Below are 19,133 nucleotides of genomic sequence, written 5' to 3'. Positions count from 1 at the left end.
ACGGAATGAGGACGTGCCGGAGCACGGCATCCCCGCCGGCTCAAGCCGGGGCAAGGAGGTGCCGTGTGGGCGGTCCTATATCCGGAGGAGTTGCAGCTCGGCGAGATCGGGCGGCGCCCGCCCGATCTCGGGAGTCCCCGCCGCGCCGCCGGGCAGAGCCACGGGTTCGGGCCCTGCATCGAACGCCGCGGCCAGAACGGGAGGCGCATAGCCGGCGCCGACACCTGTGGCCGCGCACGTGGCGTCCGCGTGGTCCGCGTGGCTCATTCCGCCATCAGTGTGCGAGCAGGCGCCCACCACCTGCCGGGCACCCTCTTCGTGGGCCATCGCCGTGACGTGGCCGACGGCAACCGCCGACGCCTTCGTGGGAGCAGGTCCCGGTCCGAGCCCGTGCATGGCCAGCACACCGGCCAGCACCGCCAGCACCAACAACACGAAGCCGCGCCCGGCAGGGCGGCGGCTCGACGGCTGCATCGTGCTGGTCATGCTGGTCATGCTGTCATCGTACGATCCGGCCCTCAGCTGCGCCTACCCCAGCGGCCAGGCCCCTGATCACCTGACGGCACTGCCGATGATTCTCAGAAACGGTGGCCTTCCCCGAGCAAGACCGGAAACGGTGCCCGCGGGGACCCGGTCCGCCCTCCTCCAGAAGGTGGCGAGCGCGCGCACCCAGAATCCAGCCCAGGTTCGCAGGCGGCCTTGTGGAGGCACCCGGTCTGGCGGGCTCGGCTCGGTGGGGCAGACGGAGGTGTCTATTCGTCGTGGAGTTCAGCGCCTACCCGGCGTGAGGGCTGGAAGGTGTAGAAGTCGAGGACGCCCGGGGGCTCGGCCAGGCCGGGGCCGCCCTCGGCAACCCAGGCGGCGATGTCGGCGGTGGCGCCGGGGTCGTTGACCTCGCCGAGCCACACCGGGCGCCCGCCGGCCCTCCGGCCTTCGGCGGAGGGTTGGATGACGACGACGTTGGCGCGTTCACACGCGTTCAGGCAGCCGGTGCGCCGGACCATCGCCACTGCGGCCAGAGCGGTGCGCAGGTCGGTGAGCTGGGCTTCGTGGTCGAGGCGGGTGACCTTGGCCGGGGTGCCGCAGCAGCATCCCCGGCAGACGGTGACCGTGCAGCGGGCACCGGACGCCCCGGTCGCGGCGGCCGTGCGGCTGCGCGGGCGCTTGCTCACGGGCAGTCCTTGCCGAGGGAGCCCGTCCAGGCTCGCTCGCGCAGCAAGCGCAGGCCGTTGAGGCCGACGATGACAGTGGAGCCTTCGTGGCCGGCGACTCCGAGCGGGAGCGGGAGGGTCCCGATCAGGTCCCAGGCCACGAGCGCGGTGATGAAGATCCCGGCGATGACGAGGTTCTGCACCATCAGGCGGCGGGCTCTGCGGGACAGGCCGACGATCGCGGGGATGGTGGCGAGTTCGTCGCGCACGACGACCGCGTCGGCGGTCTCCAGCGCGAGGTCGGAGCCGGCCTTGCCCATCGCGATGCCGGAGTGCGCGGCGGCCAGCGCGGGGGCGTCGTTGACTCCGTCACCGACGACCAGCACCCGTCGGCCCTCGGCCTCCCACTCCTTGACCGCGGCCACTTTGTCCTGCGGAAGGAGCCCGGCGCGGACGTCGGTGATGCCCACCTCCGCCGCTACGTGGCGGGCGGCGCGCTCGTTGTCCCCGGTCAGCAGGACAGGAGCCCGGCCGGTCAGCTCGGTGAGCGCCGCCACCGTCGCCTTGGCGTCGGGTCGCAGGCGGTCGGCGATGCCGAGTACGCCGACCGGGATGTCGTCGCGCAGGACGAGGACCGCGGTGCGGCCTTCGTCTTCCAGCGCCCGCACCACGCCGCCGATGTCCTGGCCGCCGGCCGCTGCGAGGGCCGGGGAGCCCACCCGGATGGCGCGGCCTCCGACGGTGGCGGTGACACCCGATCCAGGGGCGGAAGCGAAGTCGGTGGACGCGGCGAGCGTGAGGCCGCGTTCGCGGGCGGCCTGGACGACCGCCCGGGCCAGCGGGTGCTCACTGGGGTGCTCGGCTGCGGCCGCCAGCGCCAGCAGCCCGTGCTCGTCCAGTCCGGAGGCCGGGTGGGGGCGGATGTCGGTGACCTGCGGGGCGCCCTCGGTGAGGGTGCCGGTCTTGTCCAGCGCGACGGTGTCGATCTGGCCCAGGCGTTCCATGACGACGGCCGACTTGGCCAGGACCCCGTGGCGGCCCGCGTTGGCGATGGCGGACAGCAGCGGCGGCATCGTGGACAGCACCACCGCGCACGGCGAGGCCACGATCATGAACGTCATCGCACGGAGCAGGGCCGGCTGAAGGCCGTCGCCGAAGGCGAGCGGGACCGCGAACACGGCCAAGGTCGCGACGACCATGCCGATCGAGTAGCGCTGTTCGACCTTCTCGATGAACAGCTGGGTGGGGGCCTTGGTTTCGGAGGCTTCCTCGACCATCTTCACGATCCGGGCGATCACTGAGTCCGCCGGCTCCCGCTCGACCAGTACCCGCAGGGCGCCGGTGCCGTTGACCGTGCCGGCGAACACCTCATCACCCACCTGCTTGGCCACCGGGAGCGGCTCACCGGTGATGGTCGCCTGGTCGACGTCACTGGTCCCGTCGAGGACCTGGCCGTCGGCGCCTACCCGCTCGCCGGGCCGCACCAGGATGACGTCCCCGACCGTGAGGATGTCGGCCGGCACGCTCTCCTCCCCGCCGTCCGGCAGGAGCCGGGTGGCGGTGCTCGGCGCCACGTCGAGGAGGCCGCGCACCGAATCGGCGGTCCGGGCCGTCGCGACGGCCTCAAGGGCGCCGGAGGTGGCGAAGATGACGATCAGCAGCGCCCCGTCGAGGACCTGCCCGATGGATGCGGCGCCGAGCGCCGCGACGACCATCAGGAGATCCACATCCAAGGTCTTGTCCTTCAGGGCCTTCAGGCCCTCCCATCCCGGCTCCCAGCCGCCTGTGATGTAGACGACGGCGTACAGCGGGACCCACAACCACGCGGGCGCGCCGAGGAGATCGAGCGAAAGGGCGATCAGGAACAGCACCAGGGCGGCCAGCGCCCACCGGGCCTCCGGCAGCGCCAGAAGCCGCGTCCGCCGCTTCGGCGGCGCGGGGAGCAGCCGGTCGGCGGGCGGCGCAGGCCGCTGGTCGAGGACAGCAGACATGACAAAGCAACCCTTCACGGGCGGATGGGGCAACACCCTCACCATACAGGAACACATGAACAGGTCTTCAGGTGTCATCGGTATGATGTCCGCATGGGTCACGGAACCGGCACCGCCAGCAGCGCCACCACCCGCGAGCGCCTCGACGCCGTCGGCACCGCCGACGTGGCCGCCACCCTCCAGGCCCTCGCCACGCCCTCCCGGCTCCACATCCTGGCCCGCCTCCAGGAAGGCCCCTGCTCGGTTGGCGATCTCGCGGAGGCGGTCGACATGGAGGCCTCCGCCTGCTCCCACCAGCTGCGCCTGCTGCGCAACCTCGGCCTGGTCACCGGCGAACGCCACGGCCGCTCGATCGTCTACGCGCTCTACGACAACCACGTCGCCGAGCTCCTCGACCAAGCCCTCTACCACGTAGAACACCTACGCATGGGCATCCGTGATTCCCCCGCCGCTGCGCCCACGACCGTCACCGCCGACTGACCGGCGCGCCGGCTAACCGGGCAGCCTGACCGTGCACTTGGAGTGGGCGACGGAGAGGTAGTGCATGGCGTCTTCTCCGTGATCCCGAAGAGCCTCATCAGACTGAGAGGGTTTGTGGCTTCGGCGGCCTCGTGGAGGATGCGGCGTGCGGTAGTGGCTCCCGCGGCTCAGGCCACGTTCGGCGGGCGATCTCGCCCAGTACCGCCTTGGCCTTGCCCCACCCGGATACCTACCGGTCTGAGAAGCCCGCATCGCGTCATTGGTCAAGGTGGGCCGGCCCGTTCGCATCATCCGGAGCGTGTGACGCGCTGGAAGCGGCCGGTGTCGAACCGCCGCCGTGGGGCCCACTCGACGTTATCGACCTGATCGGCTTCGACAAGATTGTCGAACACAGCGGCGAAACCCTCTTCGTGCAGCTGTGAACCGGCGCCCGCTGCCTTCACGGCGAACGAGGCGCCCTTCGCCGCCCTAGTTTCCCCGACCCTTCTTGCCGTGTTGCTTCTTCCGGTCCTTGCCGCTGACTTCGCCATCACCCTCTTCACGTTCATCCTCCGGCTCGCCGGACGACTGCGTAGGCGTAGGCGTAGGCGCGGGCAGGGAGGCCGACGGGCGCGGCGGGCTGATGACCGAGCCGGACGGATCCGCTTGCGGAGTCTTGTTCGAGCCCTCGGGTGAGAGCCAGACCATTCCCATCAGGGATGCGGCGACCAGGACGACCATTCCGGCGATCAACCTTGTTGCTCGCGGCATGGACCGGATCGACTCCGTGATCCTGCGGGGCTGTCCGGGCAGGGCCCGGTGCCCGCCGGTAGACGGCGGTGCGGTCAGGGCAGGCATGTGAGCCGTCTCGGCCGCGGCCGGCGGTGTGGACGCCTTCCCGTACGCGGTCGGCGGTGCCGTCGAGGGACGGGGAGCGGTGTGGCCCCGCCACGATTCCGTGGCGAACCATTCGGCCACGTGCTGTGCCGTCGGACGGTCCTCCGGCTGCTTCGCGAGAAGCCGCAGCAGGTACGCCTCGAATGCGACCGGCAGATCCACGCCGAGCTGTCGTGGCGACACCGGAGTTGCGTCGACGTGCTGGTAGAGCACGCCCGTCGTGGTGTCGGACTGGAACGGCGTTCTCCCGACGAGGAGTTGATACAGCACGCAGCCGAGCGAGTACACGTCGGACGCAGGACCCGCCTGCCGGCCCAGGGCCCGCTCAGGGGCCAGATACAGGCCGGTTCCCAGAATCTGACCGGTTGAGGTCAGCGCCGTGGAGGGGTCGTCGACGAACTTGGCGATGCCGAAATCGGCGATCTTGACCGTCCCGGTGGCATCTGTCAGGAGATTGCCGGGCTTTATGTCACGGTGCACGATGCCCTGCCCGTGGGCTGCCGCCAGTCCGGCAGCAGCCTGTGCGGCGATACCGGCCACGCGCTCGGCCGACAGCCGGCCGCCCCGTTCCAGTTCCTGGGCCAGGCTGGCACCCTCGACCAGTTCCATCACGAGGTAGAAGCGGTCTTCCCAGGAGCCGAAGTCGAAGACTCCCACCACATGGGGATGGCTCAGGCGCGCGGCAGTCTGCGCTTCGAGGCGGAAGCGGTCGCCCGCCAACGGGTCGACGGCTCCCCCCAGCAGCAGCTTGACGGCAACCGGCCTGCGCAGCACTTGGTCAGAGGCCCGAAAGACCTCTCCCATGCCACCGCTGCCGATCGAGGCGTCCAACCGGTACCGCTCTGCCACCAGCACGTGCGTACAACCCCGATTCTCGTGAGCGATCCGGACAAACGCGGCCCGCACTCGGCAGTATCAGCTCGCGCTCGGGACTTCGCGGCGGCCTCAGCCTACCGACACCAAGAGGCACCACAGAGACCGCCGTTCGCCCAAGGGCCGGCCCGGCTGACGGCAGCAGGCGTTCGGGCTGCGGGCATCCGGGCGTCGGCAAGCTCCGCGAGGCGGAAGGGGGCGTGGCGTGGATCGACCTGCACCGACCGACCGAGGCCGAGCTGCTGGTCGTCGCCGAGGAGTTCGACCTGCACCCCCTCGGCGTCGAGGACGCCCTGGAAACCCACCAGTGGCCCGAGCCTAGTCGCGAGCCCCCTCGAATCGTCACAGAACGTGTTCGGAGAGAGAAGGTAGAGCGCGGGTCTGCCACCGACCGACTCGGTCACCCATTACCGAGAAGGGCACCTCCCGCACCAAGATCACAATCTGCGCGGGAGGCGCCCATCCGCGTGGCGAATCATCAGGCATCACCGACGGCGTGCGTCAAATGTGCGTCACGAGCGTCGAATCAGCGTCAAGATATCACCCACAACGCACACAGCGCACAATGCCCTAACCCGCAGGTCAGAGCCCCTTTCCAACGGGCTCAAGGATCGCGACACACTCGACATGATGGGTCGTCGGAATCCAGTTGGCGCCACGGCTGAAGCACCTGAGGCGGCACCTCTGTGGAGGTACCGCCTCAGGATGTCGATTCTCGGGGACTCAGACGTGATGGGTATGTCGCAACCATGTCCGGTCAGCGGAGCTGATCGGCGAACGCTTCGTAAGCCGACTCGTCGAAGAGGACGAATCTCACCTCTTCCACGGCCGTCTCAGCGCCACGCACCGCCTCCACCGCGATGCGGGCAGCATCCTCCATCGGCCACCCGTACGCCCCGGTCGAGATGGCCGGGAAGGCGACCGTCCGCGCCCCCAGTTCGTCCGCGACCTTCAGCGACTCCCGGTAGCAAGAGGTCAACAGCGACGGATCGCCGCCGGAAACCTGATACACCGGGCCGACCGTGTGGATCACGTGCTCCGCCGGGAGCCGGCCGGCCGTGGTGGCGACGGCCCGGCCCGTCGCCAGGCCCTTGCCGTAGTGGGAACGGCGCAGGTCCTCGCAGGCGGCCAGGATCTCCGGGCCGCCGCGCCGGTGGATCGCTCCGTCGACTCCGCCGCCGCCGAGGAGCGAGGAGTTGGCGGCGTTGACCACCGCGTCGGCCTCCTCGGCGGTGATGTCGCCCCTGACGAGCGTGATGCGCGGCACCGGGCTTCCTTCCTTCGCCGACGCGGCCATGCGCCGTGGGATCAGCGAGATTTCGTGTCGGTCACTTCGCGGTTCTGCGAGGGGACGATACGCGGCTCCCGGCCGGGCGGCGGGGAGGTCCTGCTGCCCGTCCGGCCGCCCGGGGCGTCCTCCGGGACCTTCCGGGCCGCCCGGCGGAGCAGCGGGCGGACCGCGGTGACCATCAGCGCCACGTACGGCACCAGGAGCGCCGGCCGCCAGTCGAGGCGCTCGCCCGTGGCAATGGCGGCCACCACGGCGAGCAGCGTCCAGGCGAGCAGGTCGGTGATGGCGGCGCAGGCCAAGGCGATGGCACCGACGCGGGTGTTGGCCAGTTCACGGTCGGCGATGATCCGCGCCAGTACGGGAAACGCCGTCACGGACATCGCGACCGCGAAGAACAGTACGAAGCCGACGGACGAGCCCTGGTGATGCGAGGACACCAGCGTCAAGGCCAGGGCGGCGCCCATCATCAGCGGCAGCAGGGTCGAGCAGAGGGAGGTCCACACGGTGGCCCGTCCCCCGCCGCGCAGGATGCCGAGGTCGAAGCTCACTGCCGACAACGAACATGAAGAGCGCGACACCCACTCCGGCGAGTGCGCCCAGCAGGGGCCGGACCTCGGCGGGGAAGATGACGCCCGAGAGGTGGCTGCCGAACAGGGTGGGCCCCAGCAGCACCCCCGCGAGGATCTCACCGATCACCGCGGGCTGACCGAATCTGCGGGCCAGCGCCCCCATCGCCCGGGCCAGACCCAGGATCACGGCCAGGCCCAGGAAGAGGTGGACGGCCTGGGACTCGGTCACAGCGGGCCCCCGGGCACGGGGACAGAGCGACCCATCATCACGAAGGCTCCTCACGACTTGCCGTGTGGCACGTGATGAGACATACCGCGACAGCCCGACGACACGTCGAAGCCCCGTTATTTCGGGGTGACTTGGGAACCTCGCCAGGTACAACCGGAGCTTCGTCGGCTACGTGACGGACCGGCTCCGAAGCACGGATGCTTCCCCGGAAGGGATGCCGGACCTGCCATTGCGCCCCGGTCCGCGGCCCCGACTCGTTCCACGCGTTCCGGCATCCGCCCCTACCCGCTCTTGCCGTCCGCCTCCTCCAGGCGGGCGGCGAGGCGGGCGAGGGCCGGAAGGGCCTCGCGGAGCGCCGTGCGGTCGGCATCGGGCAGGGCCGTCAGCGCCCGTTCCAGGCGGCGTTCATGGGCGCGGGTCCAGGCGGCCAGCCGCAGCCGGCCGGCGTCGGTGGCGCTGACGGCCGCGGCGCGCCGGTCCTCGCTGTCCACCTCGCGGGTCACCAGCCCGTTCGTGGCCATCGTGGCGACGAGCCCGCTCACCGTGGACTGCGCGAGGCGCTGGCGGGCGGCGAGTTCGCTGACGCGGACCGGGGAGTGGTCGACGCAGACCTGGAGGAGTTCCACCTGGGCCATGGGGAGCTGCTCCCAGGGGTACTCCGTACGGATCGAGGCACGCAGTGCGCGGCGCAGGCGGGTGACGGCGGCGGTCAGCGCCCGGGCTTCGGGCGAGTCCGCGCCGGGCCGCGCGTCCGGGGCGCCGGGCGTGCCCGGCATGGAGGCCATGTCCACCACGCTACTCGCGCTCCGCCGCGGCGGCCGGGGACGGAGCGGGCCCGGGCCCGGGCCCAGTACGCCGAGTGCGCAGGCGAGCGGGGGTGCGGGCCCCGACAGGGAGCTGAGCGCGACCAGCAGGCCGGCGGCGGTGGCGGTGGCGGTGGCAGGGGCGTGGCGGTGGTCAGCCACAGGACCCCGGCCCGGTCGGAGCGGCGTACGGGGGCCCCGGTCGCGGGTGCGCGGGAGCAGGTAGTGGCCGGCGGCCAGGGCGATCAGCCCGACGGGCACGTTGATCCAGTAGGTCCAGCGCCAGCCGAGCGCGGCCCCGACGGTGGGCAGAGCGCCAACCCGACGGCCTGGGCGGCGGCCTGCACGCCGAGCACGGTCCGCAGCCGTGCGGCGGGCGAGCCGGTCTTCACCCGGGCCACGCCGTTGGCCTGGAGCACGACCGCGCCCGCCGCCCGCACCACCCGGAACCCGATGAGGGCCGCGGAGCCCGCGCCGGGCGGGTGCTCGCGGCGGCCCTCGTGTCGATGGCGCACGGCACCGGCGTCGGGCAGGAGACCATGGGCGTGATCATGCTGGCGCTGGTCACGGCGGGCTCCCTGCCCGCCGGGTCCGGGACCCCGCTGTGGGCCACCGTGGCGGCGGGGCTCACGAGGGCCCCGGGCACCCACACGTGCGGCTGGCGCATCATCCGTACGCTCGGCACCGGCCTGACCCGGCTCGGCCCGCGGCAGGGCTGCGTGCCCCGGACGAGCGCGGCGGCCGTGCTGCCGGGCTCCTCGCACCTGGGCTTCGCGGTGTCGACCACGCACGCCGTCACCGGCAGCGTCTCCGGGGCCGGGCGCGCCACCCCCGGCGGGGTCCTGAGCCGGAAGACCGTGCGGGCCATGCTCGTGTCCTGGCTCCTCACGCTGCCCGCGGCGGGGCTCGTCGCCGCCCTGGCCGTCGTGCTCACGGAGCAGGGTGCCTGGGGCCAGGACACCACGGCCGCCCTGCTGCTGTGCGCGGCCCTCGCCTTCTGGCCCGGTCCCGCCGTACGGCCGTCACCGCGCGGAACGTCGCGCCGGAGGCGGTCGCACCCCCTGCCACGGCCCTGCCACGGCCCCCGCCACGGCCACGGCCACCGCGACCGCGACCGCCTGAGCCCGGCTCCGCATCTCGTCACGTAAGGTCCCCAAAGTGAAGGTATCGGGCAGCACGGTGGCGGCGGAGGGCCTGCGGTCCCGGATGACCGCCGGCTTCGGCGACGAAAGCATGGTCGTGCGCGCGGCGATCTCGGCGGGACTCGCCTGGTGGATCGCCTCGGTGCTGCTGCACTCCGACTCGGCCTCGCTCGCGCCCGTCGGCGCCATCCTGGCCGCGCAGACCACCCCCTTCGCCACCGCGCGCAAGAGCCTGCAGCGGGCGGCCGGGATCCTGTTCGGCTTCCTGCTCGGCGTGGCGGCCACCGCGTCCATCGGCACGAACACGGTGAGCGTCGTCCTCGTGGTCCTGGTCGGCATGTACGCGGGACGCGTGATGAACCTCGGTTCGCAGATGCACCAGATCGCGCTGACCGCCGTGCTCGTGATGGGCGCCGCCACCTCCTTCGGGTACGGGGCCTCGCGGCTGGAGGACAACGTCGTCGGCGTGCTCGTCGGCACGTTGGTCGGCCTCGCGCTGCCCGCCCCCGGTTTCACCCGCCGCGCCGGTGAGGAACTGGCCCGCCTGAACCGGCAGATGGCCGCGCTGCTGGCCGAGATCGCCCGCGGCCTGGCCGAGGAGGACTGGGCCGCGCGCACCGGGGACTGGGTCCGCCGGGCGCGCTCGCTGTCCAAGGAGCTCGACGCGGTGCGCCAGGCCGTCCGCGAGGCCGAGGACGCGATCCGCTGGCGTCCGCGCGGCCGGTTCGCGCGGCCCCGGCTGGACCGGCTCGCCGAAGCCACCCAGTGCCTCGACCACGTGGGGCACCAGGTCCGGGGGATCACCCGCGGCCTGTACAACCTGACCTTCCGCGAAGGCCGCCCGCCCGCCCTGCACTGGGCCCAGCACGAAGAGCCCCTGCTGCCCCTGCGGGCCGACGCCCCGGCCGGGCTGGACGGGGTACTGGCCTCGCTCGCCGCGATGCTGGGCGACCTGGCCGACGTACACGTACGGGAGGACGCCCCCTCGCCCGAGCTGCGGGCCCGCCTGGCGGGGCTGCTGGGCGCGGCCGAGACCGGCTTCCTGCACACCGCGCTGGCACAGTCCCCCGCCTACGCGGACTGGCGCGTCCTGTGCACCGCCGGAATCCTGGAGGACGCCCGGAAGATGCTCCACGAACTCGACCCGTCGATCGGCCCCCACAAGGCCGCCTTCGGCTAGCCGCGGGCCCGCACGGGCCGGCCTCAGGGCCTGCCCCGTGCCGCGACCGGGGGGAGGCCCGGGCTCGGGCCGAGCGGTGCCCGCGTACCCTGCTGCGGCAGGCGGGGCCGTGGGCGGGGGGGAGGAAAAGTGGCAGCGCAGGACGTACCAGTGGCACGGCTACGGGTCGGGAACAACGGTCCCGAGCTTTTGGAGCTGGTCCTGGAGTGCTACGGGAGCGATCACTGGCTGCGGCCCGGTGAGACCTTCGTGGTGTGGACGGTCGGATCCCCCGAAGGTGAACCCTGGCCCGGGACGACGCACGGCAACGAGGCCTTCCAGGTGGACTACCGCCCCGGTTCGGTGACGGTGCACTTCAACGGGGTCCACGGATACGTCACGGACGTCGCCGGCAACGAGATCGACTGCGGCCACCGGCGCCCGGCCGACGTCAGGACCGCGTGAGCCCGGCGTCCGCGGAGGGGTGAGGCCGCCTTCGGGGCGGCCTCAGGACAGTCTCAGGGCGGCCCCGGGGCAGTCTCAGGGCGGCCTCCGGACGGCCTCAGGGCGTCTTCGTGCGCAGGTGGCGCCAGACGGCCTTGGCTGCGTTGTGGCCCGACATGCCGTGGACGCCGGGGCCCGGCGGGGTGGCCGAGGAGCACAGGAACACGGCCGGGTGCGCCGTGTTGTACGGGGACAGGGTGAGCTTGGGGCGCAGCAGGAGCTGGAGGCCTGAGGCGGCTCCGCAGGCGATGTCGCCGCCGACGTAGTTCGGGTTGCGGGCGGCGAGCTGCGGCGGGCCCGCCGTGGCGCGGGCGAGGACCAGATCGCGGAACCCGGGGGCGAAGCGCTCGAGTTGGCGCTCGACGGCGTCGGTGAGGTCCCCGTCCCAGCCCGCCGGTACGTGCCCGTACACCCAGAAGGTGTGCTTGCCCTCGGGCGCCCGGCCGGGGTCGACCAGGCTGGGCTGGGCGGCGATGAGGAAGGGGGTGCGCGGGACCCGTCCGCCGGAGGCCAGTTGCAGGGCCGCGTCGATGTCGCGGGTGCGCGGACCGATCTGCACGGTGCCGGCCCGGCGGGGCTCCTCGGCGGTCCAGGGGACGGGGCCGTCCAGGGCGTAGTCCAGCTTGAAGACGGAGGCCCCGTAGCGGTAGCCGTCGTAGACGCGGCCCAGGCGGGCGATGCGGGCCAGCGCGGTCGGGGAGGTGTCGAAGACGTACGCCCGGGCCGGCGGCAGCTCGTCGAGCCGCTTGACCTCGAAGCCGGTGTGGACGGTCCCGCCGAGGTCGCGCAGGTACCCGGCGAGGGCGTCGGAGATCGACTGGGAGCCGCCGCGCGGCATCGGCCAGCCGTTCGCGTGCGCGGCGAGGGCGAAGACCAGGCCGACGGCGCTGGTCCCGATCCCGCCGAGCGGGGCGATCACGTGCGCGACGAGTCCGGCGAAGAGGGCGCGGGCACGGTCGTCGCGGAAGCGGCTCAGCAGCCAGGTGGAGGGCGGCAGCCCGGCCAGCCCGAAGCGGGCGAGGGTGAGCGGGTCACGGGGCAGCGCGGTGTCCGGCAGCGACATGAAGTCGCGGGCCAGGGTGTCCCACTTGCCGAGGAACGGCGCCACGAGCCGCCGGTACGTGCCCGCGTCGCGGGCCCCGAAGGACGCGGCCGTCTCCGCGACGGAGCGGGAGAGCACGGCCGCCGTGCCGTCGTCGAAGGGGTGCGCCATGGGCAGCGGGGCGTGCAGCCACTCCAGCCCGTACCGCTTGAGGGGCATCGTGGAGAAGACCGGGGAACCGGCGCCCAGCGGGTGCACCGCCGAGCAGGGGTCGTGCCGGAAGCCGGGGAGGGTGAGCTCCTCGGTCCGGGCCCCGCCGCCGACGGTGTCCGCCGCTTCGAAGACGGCCACGGAGAAGCCGCGCCGGGCCAGTTCCACGGCGGCCGTCAGCCCGTTGGGGCCGGCCCCCACCACGACCGCATCGAGGATCGACGGCACTTGCGACTCCTTCGTCCGGCGGCGCCACCGCCCCCAGGGTATTGCGCCTGTCCATAGGCGGCTTCGCGATCCGCGCCGACTCCGTTCGCCCCGGGCTCACCGCCGGCCCGGCCGGGTGCCGGGCGCGGGCCCGGGCGCTGGTTCGGCCGGGTGCCGGGCGCGGGCCCGGCCGGGTGCCGGGCGCGGGCCCGGGCGCTGGTTCGGCCGGGTGCCGGGCGTGGTTGTCGGGCGGGGCCCGGCCGTGGTTGTCGGGCGGGGCCGGGCCGCGGTGTCACGCGCCCCGCAGCAGTTCCCGGATCCGTACGGCCGTGGCCTCGTCCCGGCCGACCGCGAACGGCAGGGCGTTGTCCCGGTCCACCCGGAAGGGGACGCGGTCGACGGTGCTCTGGGAGCCGCCCGCCTCGGCGACCAGCAGCAGCCCGGCCGCGTGGTCCCAGGCGGAGGGCCAGTTGAAGGCCAGGCCGTCCATCTCTCCCCGGGCCACCTTCAGGTACTCCAGGCCCGCGGAACCGCAGGCTCGGGAGGCCACCCCGGGCACGTCGAGGCGCGCCAGGACGCGGCGCTCCTCCTCCGTGGTGTAGAGCGGGTGCGCGGTCGCGACCCGCAGCTCGGCGCCTGGATCCGGCGAACCGCTCAGGATCCGCTCGCCGTTGACGTACGCGCCCTGCCCGCGCACGGCGGTGGCCATCTCCTCCAGCGCCGGGGCGAAGGTCCAGGAGGCGAGGAGCTCCCCGCGGTGCGCGAGCGCGACCAGGGTGCAGAACGCCGGGTCCCCGTGCACGAACTGCCGGGTCCCGTCGACGGGGTCCACGATCCACACCGGGGCGTCGGCGCGCAGCGCCCCGTACACACCGGGGTCGGCGTGCACCGCTTCCTCGCCCACCACCGCCGAACCGGGCAGCAGCCGGGTCAGGGTGGTGGTGAGGTACTCCTCGGCCATGCGGTCGGCGTCCGTCACCAGGTCGTGCGGGCCGCTCTTCTGGTCCACCTCGTGCTCCGCGAGCCGGCGGAACCTCGGCATGATCTCGATCGCCGCCGCCTTGCGCACGGCTTCGTCGACGTCGGACAGGTTCCGGGCGAGGAATTCATCGATCATGCATCCAGCAAAGCACGCCCGGCTGACAAACCCCACCGCCGGACCCGGCGGGCGGCCGGACCCCGGGTGGACCGCGGGTGAACGCGCCGCCGGGTGGACCGGAACCGGTCCACCTCCTGGTGGGCCCCGGCGGCCCGTGTCACACCGGCCGGGACCGGCACCCTCCTCCCCCACACCCCCGCCCTCTCCCCCTCCCCCTCCCCGTCCGCCGCGCCGCGCCGCGGCCCTGCTCGCGACCGCCGCCACCGCCACCGCCACCGCCGCGCTCGTGCTCTCGGCGGTGCCCGCCACCCCCACGGGCGCGACGTGCGTCCCGCCCTCGCTGCCCGCGCCCGATGCCGCCGGGCTGACCATGCGAACCTGGTCGGCGGCCGCGGGACAGATCGAACGCATGGGCGATGCCTCCGTGACCACCCCCGCCGTCCTCACCGCGCACGGCGGCACCCCGTCGATCGGTCCGGTCCAGGTCCCGGTGCGGGTACGGATCCTGCTGCCGGAGGACTACCAGCGGAACCCGGCGCACCCCCACCCGGTGCTGTACCTGCTGCACGGCGGCTCGGGCGACGTGGAGCAGTGGCCGAAGACCGACGAGGGCAATGTCACGGCGAATCTGAGGGACTCGGCCTTCAAGGGCATCGTCGTGATGCCGGAGGGAGGCAAGGCGGGCACCGGCGACACCCCGTACCGGATGGCCACGGTCTTCGGCCCGCCGAGCACCTGGCCCGGGCAGAACCCGGTCAACCTGGCACGCGACGGCACGTACGCCCCGTACGGCGGGAAGTTGGCCCTGTACGCGGGCGGTACGGGAGGTACGGGCGAGACGGAGATCGGCGCGATGACCGTGGCGCTCCACCAGGACCTGAAGGACCGACCGCCAGGTCAATCACCGCTACTGCCGGGGCGCGGGCGACCACGCGCGGCCCTACCGGGGCCCGGAGCTCCAGGACTTCGTGGCCTACGCCTACGGCCCCGCTACGGCGTCCGCGGACCCCTGCCCCAACGGCTGGGGGCCCGCAGACTCCATAGCCGCGAGATCAGTGCTCGAACGCACCGTCCTGGCCCAGGTGGTACTGCGGGCCCTGCTCACCCCGCAGGTACTGGCCCTGCGGGTTCAGCTGCTCGACGGCCAGGTCCTGCCCCTGCGGCGCGACACTGATGTGGTTGTCCGCGAAGGCCGGGCCCGCTCCCAGCCCGGCCAGGGCGAAGGCGGCGGTGGCGGCTATGGCGGCGGCTCTGACGTTCATGCTGGTCCCCCCGGGTCCGGCCGGCCCCTGGTCGGACCGGCTCGGGAACAGTCTGTCAGCTCGCCGCCGAACGTTTCAGGCTGATTCCCTATCCACAATCGGTCACTGCCGCCTGGCCGACGACAATGCCGTCGCCCCCACCGAGAACGGTCTGGCGATCACCGAGCCACCGGCGAGCACGGGCGTGCGCTCCTCGTCGAACGCCGGCGCCGGAATTGCGGCGGAGCCCTGATCCGTCATCCCCGCATCATCGTCGACCACCACCGGGCATCCCCCATGCCCGCCGGCTGCGGCCGTCACAAGATCAGCGCCAGGGCCGATGAAACGTGCTCGGCTCCGCATCCACCCGGCCGCCGCCTGGTGGGGGGCGAGGGAGCCTCGGAGCAGAGACGCCTGGCCCGTGATCCGGAGAGGCCCGATGACCGGCACATGAAGCAAGGTGCACGCGGTCTTCCCCGGGCCTTCCGCATGGGGGCCGAACGTCTGATCGGATGGCCGGCCGACCCGCGCGACGCGGACTACTGGCGCGCCAAGGCCGGACTGCCCGCCCGCCGCCGGCTCAGACGGCCCACGGAATGGCGTTCTCTCTCCCCGTCGACGACGATGCCACTACTGCCACGCGCCTGCGGGGACCTGATGGGGCCTGATGGGGCCTTTCAGTCAGTGACCTGCCGCTTCATTGAGCCGGACAGTGCCATCGACACATGGGTGGCGGCCTCTACAACTGGAGCTCCTGACCGTTCCCCTGCGAGGGCCCCTCGTTCTTGACGCCGCTGCATGCCAGGAGCTCGGTCCCCGTGGAGTCGAAGTACAGGGTGAAGAACCAAGTTCCCTGCCCAACGGTCTACGCAGGGACAGCAGTTGAGGCTGCAACATCACAGTTCGGACACTGCACCCCATGCGCACCCATGTACCCATACGGTGACCTGATTCGCACCAGTCCTGTGGGGGTCCCGCATGTCCAACCAGTTCCCGCCGCCCGGTCAGCAACCCGGCCCGCAGCCCCAGCCCGGATACGGGTACCCGCCGCCCGGCCCGGCTCAGCAGCCCGGATACGGGTACCCGCCCCCGCCCCAGCAGCCGAAGAAGAACAGTGCCGGAAAGATCGTCGGGTTCTCGTGCCTCGGCATCGTCGGCCTCGTCGTGGTCCTCGGCATAGCCGGGGCGCTGCTCGGCGGCGAGAGCAGCCCGAAGGCGGGGAAGGAAACCGCCCCCCAGGCGCCGGCTCCGGCCGCGTCGTCCGCGTCGTCCGCTCCGGCGAAGGCCCCGGCGGCCGCGCCGTCGGCAAAGCCCGAAAAGAAGTCCCCGGTCGTCGTGGTCGCGAAGAAGACGAAGTTCAAGAAGGGCGTCCTCGCGGACGGCAGCGACTACACGAGCGTGTCGGTGACGATCACCAACAACAGCTCGAAGGCGATCAACGTGAACCCGCTGTACTTCACGATCACCGACACCAAGGGAACCAAGCACGTGGCCGAACTCGCGGCCGCCGAGGACCAGATCGACACCGTCGAGCTGGCGCCGGGCGAGAACATCACCGGCACGATCACCGGCAAGGGTGCTTTCACGGCGAAGACGGTGACTTACACCGACGGGCTGATCGGGGACAGCGTCCGCGCCACCGTGTCCTGACCGCTCCGCCCGCTGCCGCGTCCCGCCTCCCGGCCGTACGAGGGGTGGGGCGCGGGCGCGTTCGGGCCGCGACCGCGCCGCGGTCCGCTCAGCGCGCCCCCGCCGCGAGCTCCTCCCGGACCGAGCGTCCCGCCGTGCGGTGCTCCGCCGCCGCGGTCGGGTCCGTGTCGTCGAGCAGGGCCGCGATCCCCTCGTGCGCCAGCGCCTCCTCGTGCCGGCAGCCGAGCCCGGGGGCCAGCTCCAGGGTCCGGCGGTGCAGGCGCAGGGCCTGCTCGGGCAGTCCCGCGAGCCGGCAGGTCTCGGCGTAGCCGCCCAGGAAGCGGACCTTCCAGTGTTCCTCGAACAGCTCGTCCAGCAGCGCGAACGCCTCGCGGTGGCTGGCCAGGGCCTCCTCGTAGCGGCCCATCCGGCTCAGCGCGATGCCCAGGCAGTTGAGGGACCACGCCTCGTTGTTCACGTGCCGGTCCTCGCGGGCCAGGGCCAGCGCGCGGTGCAAGTGCTCCGACGCCTCCTCGGGGTCCTCCGCCGCGATGGCCACGCCGAGGGTGATGCGGGCCGTCAGGGCGGGCGGCCACGCCGGGTCCGGGTGGGACACCTCCAGCACGTCCCGGGCCCGGCGCGCCGCCTCCTCGCGCTCCCCCAGCTGGAGCAGCGCCCAGGCCTCCGAGGCGGCCGCGTGGGCCGCGCCCGCCGGGAGACCGGCGTCCCCGTACAACTTCCCGGCCAGCCGAAAGAGTTCGAGCGGCTCCCCGGCGCTCCCCCGGTCCCAGCTCAGATAGCCGCGGCGCAGGGCCAGTTCGGCTTCCGAGCGGGCGTCCCCCGCCTCGGCCGCCCGGAGTCCGGCCTCCTCGTACGCGGCGGCTGCCTCGGTCATCCGGCCCGCGTTGTAGCGCGCGAAGCCCAAGTCGCTGTAGGCCTCCGCCAGGCGCAGCGGATCCCCCAGGCGTTCGGCGGCTGCCAGCGACCGCTCGAAGAGGTGATTGAGGTGGGTCGTACCGCAGCGCCGCGCGAAGTACGCCCGCAGGAACCGCGGCAGCTCGCACACGTGCGCGTCCGCCCCGACGGCGACCGCCGTCTCGAAGGCGGCGATCATGGTCTCGTACTCCGAGGCGAGCCAGGCACAGGCCGCGTGCTTGTCGGCGAAGTGCGGCAGTGCGGCCGGGGGCCGGCCCGCCGAGGGCGCCCGGCCCGGCGAGAGGACCGGCATCGCGGCGTCCGCCGCGGCCGCCGCGTGCACGAAGTAGTCGAGAAAGCGGCCCAGTGCCCGCTCCCGCTCGGCCGGGGGGTCCTGCTGGGCCCAGGCGCCCCGCGCGTGCTGGTGCACCAGATCGTGCAGCCGGTAGCGGCCCGCCGTGGGCTGCTGGACCAGGTGCGCGTCGACCAGGTCCTCCAGCATCTCCCGAGCGTCGCGCAGCGGTACGTCCGCCAGGGCCGCGGCGGCGTACGCGTCGAAGGAGCCGCCGGGCAGCAGGCCCAGGGTCCGGAACAACCGGGCCTGGTTCCGGTCCAGTTGCCGTACGGACATGGCGAACGCGGTGTCGAACTCGCTCGAGCCCTCCGCCAGCCGCTCCACGAGGATGCCCACCGTCCAGCCCGGCCGGTGCCGCAGCCGGGCCGCGGCCAGCCGCAGGGCCAGCGGCAGGTGGCCGCACAGTCTCAACACCTCGGCGGCGGACTCCGGTTCGCGGGCGAGACGGCCTTCGGGGCCGCCGGAGTCCCCGCTGGCCCGGGCGAGCAGCTCGGCGCTCTCGAGAGGGCTGAGCACCTCCAGCGACACCGGGGGCACTTCGTCCAGGCCGAGCAGCCGGTTGCGGCTCGTGATCAGCACGACGGAGTCACCGGCGCCGGGCAGCAGCGGGCGGACCTGCTCCGCGTCGGCCGCGTTGTCGATCACCACGAGGGCACGGCGGCCCGCCAGTTCCGCGCGCCAGCAGGCCGCCAGCTGCTCGAGGCCCTCCTGCGGGACCCTCTCGGACGGCACGTCGAGCGCCCCGAGCAGCATCCGCAGCGCCGAGTCGGGAGCGAGGGGGTCCCGGCCCTCGGTGAAGCCGTGCAGGTCCACGTACAGCTGGGCGTCCGGGTAGTCGGCGGCGAGCCGGTGCGCGGCGTGCACCGCGAGACAGGTCTTGCCCACGCCCGCCATGCCGTCCACGGCGACGCCCCGGTGGCTGTCCACCGCGACCATCACGGAAGCGAGTTGGGCCTCGCGTCCGGTGAAGTCGGCTACGTCGCGCGGCAGATCGTTGCGGGGCCTCGGCTGGACCTGGCGGCTGGCCTTCGGGGGCGCCGGCAGCGCCTGGGCGGAACCCCGCTCCCAGAGGGGCCGCAGCGGGCGGGGGTCGCGCTTGACCAGTCGGCAGAGGGCGACCACCGCGGTCCAGGGCGGCGCCGTCTGGCCGCTGAGGTAGCGCGAGAGCGAGGAGGAGCTCAGTCCCAGCTCCCTCGCGAGGGCCCGTACGCCCAGCCCGGACAGTTCCTGGAGCAGCCGCAGCCGTGCGGCCAGCTCGTCATGCGGGTCGGCCTCGGCCGACCGTCGTTCCGTGTCCACGGTTCCCCCCGTATCCCTGTCCCACCGCGCCCGAATTATCCGGGACCGCGTCTTCGCTGGTCAAGGAT

18 protein-coding genes and 1 pseudogene are annotated in these 19,133 nt (G+C 73.0%); 5 read left to right on the top strand and 14 right to left on the bottom strand.

From position 1 onward, the window contains the following. Positions 1 to 75: 75 nt before the first annotated feature. From ACIQV3_RS23400 to ACIQV3_RS23390, 3 genes are all read right to left on the bottom strand, one after another. Positions 76 to 495: a DUF6153 family protein gene (locus tag ACIQV3_RS23400; RefSeq protein ID WP_403714716.1), complete on the bottom strand. Its 420-nt coding sequence runs from the start codon at positions 493 to 495 to the stop codon at positions 76 to 78. 257 nt (positions 496 to 752) lie between these two features. Then, a complete protein-coding gene (locus ACIQV3_RS23395; RefSeq protein WP_403714713.1) occupies positions 753 to 1,172 on the bottom strand; it encodes a (2Fe-2S) ferredoxin domain-containing protein in 420 nt (139 codons plus the stop codon). After that, entirely contained in the window at positions 1,169 to 3,142 is a 1,974-nt protein-coding gene (locus tag ACIQV3_RS23390; protein ID WP_403714710.1) for a heavy metal translocating P-type ATPase, read from the bottom strand. The genes ACIQV3_RS23395 and ACIQV3_RS23390 overlap by 4 nt, the downstream gene beginning before the upstream one ends. Positions 3,143 to 3,235: 93 nt before the next feature. On the opposite strand from ACIQV3_RS23390, the gene ACIQV3_RS23385 reads away from it, so the two are divergent. Continuing rightward, a complete protein-coding gene (locus tag ACIQV3_RS23385) occupies positions 3,236 to 3,622 on the top strand; it encodes an ArsR/SmtB family transcription factor (RefSeq protein ID WP_403714707.1) in 387 nt (128 codons plus the stop codon). A 468-nt stretch (positions 3,623 to 4,090) separates the two neighbouring features. Here ACIQV3_RS23385 and ACIQV3_RS23380 read toward each other — a convergent pair whose 3' ends face one another. From ACIQV3_RS23380 to ACIQV3_RS23355, 6 genes and pseudogenes are all read right to left on the bottom strand, one after another. After that, positions 4,091 to 5,353, bottom strand: a complete 1,263-nt coding sequence (locus ACIQV3_RS23380) for a protein kinase (RefSeq protein ID WP_403714705.1) — start codon at positions 5,351 to 5,353, stop codon at positions 4,091 to 4,093. Positions 5,354 to 5,448: 95 nt separating this feature from the next. Next, complete coding sequence (locus ACIQV3_RS23375; RefSeq protein ID WP_403714703.1) at positions 5,449 to 5,775, bottom strand: hypothetical protein; 327 nt, start codon at positions 5,773 to 5,775, stop codon at positions 5,449 to 5,451. A gap of 353 nt (positions 5,776 to 6,128) precedes the next feature. Continuing rightward, positions 6,129 to 6,638 (bottom strand): O-acetyl-ADP-ribose deacetylase, encoded by a 510-nt coding sequence (locus ACIQV3_RS23370; protein WP_403714701.1) that lies wholly within the window; start codon positions 6,636 to 6,638, stop codon positions 6,129 to 6,131. A gap of 41 nt (positions 6,639 to 6,679) precedes the next feature. Beyond that, positions 6,680 to 7,210 (bottom strand): cation:proton antiporter, encoded by a 531-nt coding sequence (locus ACIQV3_RS23365; RefSeq protein ID WP_403714699.1) that lies wholly within the window; start codon positions 7,208 to 7,210, stop codon positions 6,680 to 6,682. A 19-nt stretch (positions 7,211 to 7,229) separates the two neighbouring features. Further along, positions 7,230 to 7,394 (bottom strand): annotated as a pseudogene (locus tag ACIQV3_RS23360) (cation/H(+) antiporter); the annotation flags it as partial. Positions 7,395 to 7,741: 347 nt separating this feature from the next. Beyond that, a complete protein-coding gene (locus tag ACIQV3_RS23355) occupies positions 7,742 to 8,524 on the bottom strand; it encodes a MarR family winged helix-turn-helix transcriptional regulator (protein WP_403714697.1) in 783 nt (260 codons plus the stop codon). A gap of 245 nt (positions 8,525 to 8,769) precedes the next feature. Between ACIQV3_RS23355 and ACIQV3_RS23350 the strand changes: the two genes are divergently transcribed. The 3 genes from ACIQV3_RS23350 (at position 8,770) to ACIQV3_RS23340 (ending at position 11,029) form a co-directional block, all read left to right on the top strand. Continuing rightward, positions 8,770 to 9,411 carry an anion permease gene (locus ACIQV3_RS23350; RefSeq protein ID WP_403714695.1) on the top strand — a complete coding sequence of 214 codons (642 nt, stop codon included), beginning with the start codon at positions 8,770 to 8,772 and terminating at the stop codon, positions 9,409 to 9,411. Between the two features lie 10 nt (positions 9,412 to 9,421). Further along, positions 9,422 to 10,585 (top strand): aromatic acid exporter family protein, encoded by a 1,164-nt coding sequence (locus tag ACIQV3_RS23345; protein ID WP_403714693.1) that lies wholly within the window; start codon positions 9,422 to 9,424, stop codon positions 10,583 to 10,585. 129 nt (positions 10,586 to 10,714) lie between these two features. Next, the gene (locus ACIQV3_RS23340; protein WP_403714691.1) at positions 10,715 to 11,029 is read left to right on the top strand and encodes a hypothetical protein; all 315 of its coding nucleotides are present in this window, start codon (positions 10,715 to 10,717) and stop codon (positions 11,027 to 11,029) included. Positions 11,030 to 11,126: 97 nt separating this feature from the next. Here ACIQV3_RS23340 and ACIQV3_RS23335 read toward each other — a convergent pair whose 3' ends face one another. The 4 genes from ACIQV3_RS23335 to ACIQV3_RS23320 all read right to left on the bottom strand — a co-directional run bounded on the left by ACIQV3_RS23335 (position 11,127) and on the right by ACIQV3_RS23320 (position 15,152). Next, positions 11,127 to 12,548: a phytoene desaturase family protein gene (locus ACIQV3_RS23335; protein WP_403714688.1), complete on the bottom strand. Its 1,422-nt coding sequence runs from the start codon at positions 12,546 to 12,548 to the stop codon at positions 11,127 to 11,129. A gap of 271 nt (positions 12,549 to 12,819) precedes the next feature. Then, positions 12,820 to 13,644 (bottom strand): inositol monophosphatase family protein, encoded by an 825-nt coding sequence (locus tag ACIQV3_RS23330; protein WP_403714687.1) that lies wholly within the window; start codon positions 13,642 to 13,644, stop codon positions 12,820 to 12,822. 1,034 nt (positions 13,645 to 14,678) lie between these two features. Further along, positions 14,679 to 14,888, bottom strand: coding sequence for a hypothetical protein (locus tag ACIQV3_RS23325; protein ID WP_403714685.1), 210 nt, complete (start codon positions 14,886 to 14,888; stop codon positions 14,679 to 14,681). Between the two features lie 102 nt (positions 14,889 to 14,990). Continuing rightward, on the bottom strand, positions 14,991 to 15,152 hold the full coding sequence (locus ACIQV3_RS23320) for a hypothetical protein (protein WP_403714682.1): 162 nt from the start codon (positions 15,150 to 15,152) through the stop codon (positions 14,991 to 14,993). Between the two features lie 693 nt (positions 15,153 to 15,845). Between ACIQV3_RS23320 and ACIQV3_RS23315 the strand changes: the two genes are divergently transcribed. Continuing rightward, on the top strand, positions 15,846 to 16,517 hold the full coding sequence (locus tag ACIQV3_RS23315) for a DUF4352 domain-containing protein (protein ID WP_403714680.1): 672 nt from the start codon (positions 15,846 to 15,848) through the stop codon (positions 16,515 to 16,517). An 88-nt stretch (positions 16,518 to 16,605) separates the two neighbouring features. Here the strand turns inward: ACIQV3_RS23315 and ACIQV3_RS23310 are convergent, their stop codons facing one another. Then, positions 16,606 to 19,065, bottom strand: a complete 2,460-nt coding sequence (locus tag ACIQV3_RS23310; RefSeq protein ID WP_403714678.1) for a tetratricopeptide repeat protein — start codon at positions 19,063 to 19,065, stop codon at positions 16,606 to 16,608. Positions 19,066 to 19,133: the final 68 nt, after the last annotated feature.

Source organism: Streptomyces sp. NPDC099050 (genome assembly GCF_044759865.1).
Classification (GTDB): Bacteria; Actinomycetota; Actinomycetes; order Streptomycetales; family Streptomycetaceae; genus Streptomyces.
Note: the sequence above shows the minus strand (reverse complement) of the source record. Positions and strands in the feature narration are given on the sequence as shown.

What these genes read in the sequence shown, in the direction of transcription:
- ACIQV3_RS23400 (WP_403714716.1), bottom strand. Translation starts at nt 495, where the DNA reads ATGACCAGCATGACCAGCACGATGCAGCCGTCGAGCCGCCGCCCTGCC.
- ACIQV3_RS23390 (WP_403714710.1), bottom strand. Translation starts at nt 3,142, where the DNA reads ATGTCTGCTGTCCTCGACCAGCGGCCTGCGCCGCCCGCCGACCGGCTG.
- ACIQV3_RS23385 (WP_403714707.1), top strand. Translation starts at nt 3,236, where the DNA reads ATGGGTCACGGAACCGGCACCGCCAGCAGCGCCACCACCCGCGAGCGC.
- ACIQV3_RS23350 (WP_403714695.1), top strand. Translation starts at nt 8,770, where the DNA reads ATGGCGCACGGCACCGGCGTCGGGCAGGAGACCATGGGCGTGATCATG.
- ACIQV3_RS23330 (WP_403714687.1), bottom strand. Translation starts at nt 13,644, where the DNA reads ATGATCGATGAATTCCTCGCCCGGAACCTGTCCGACGTCGACGAAGCC.
- ACIQV3_RS23325 (WP_403714685.1), bottom strand. Translation starts at nt 14,888, where the DNA reads ATGAACGTCAGAGCCGCCGCCATAGCCGCCACCGCCGCCTTCGCCCTG.
- ACIQV3_RS23315 (WP_403714680.1), top strand. Translation starts at nt 15,846, where the DNA reads ATGTCCAACCAGTTCCCGCCGCCCGGTCAGCAACCCGGCCCGCAGCCC.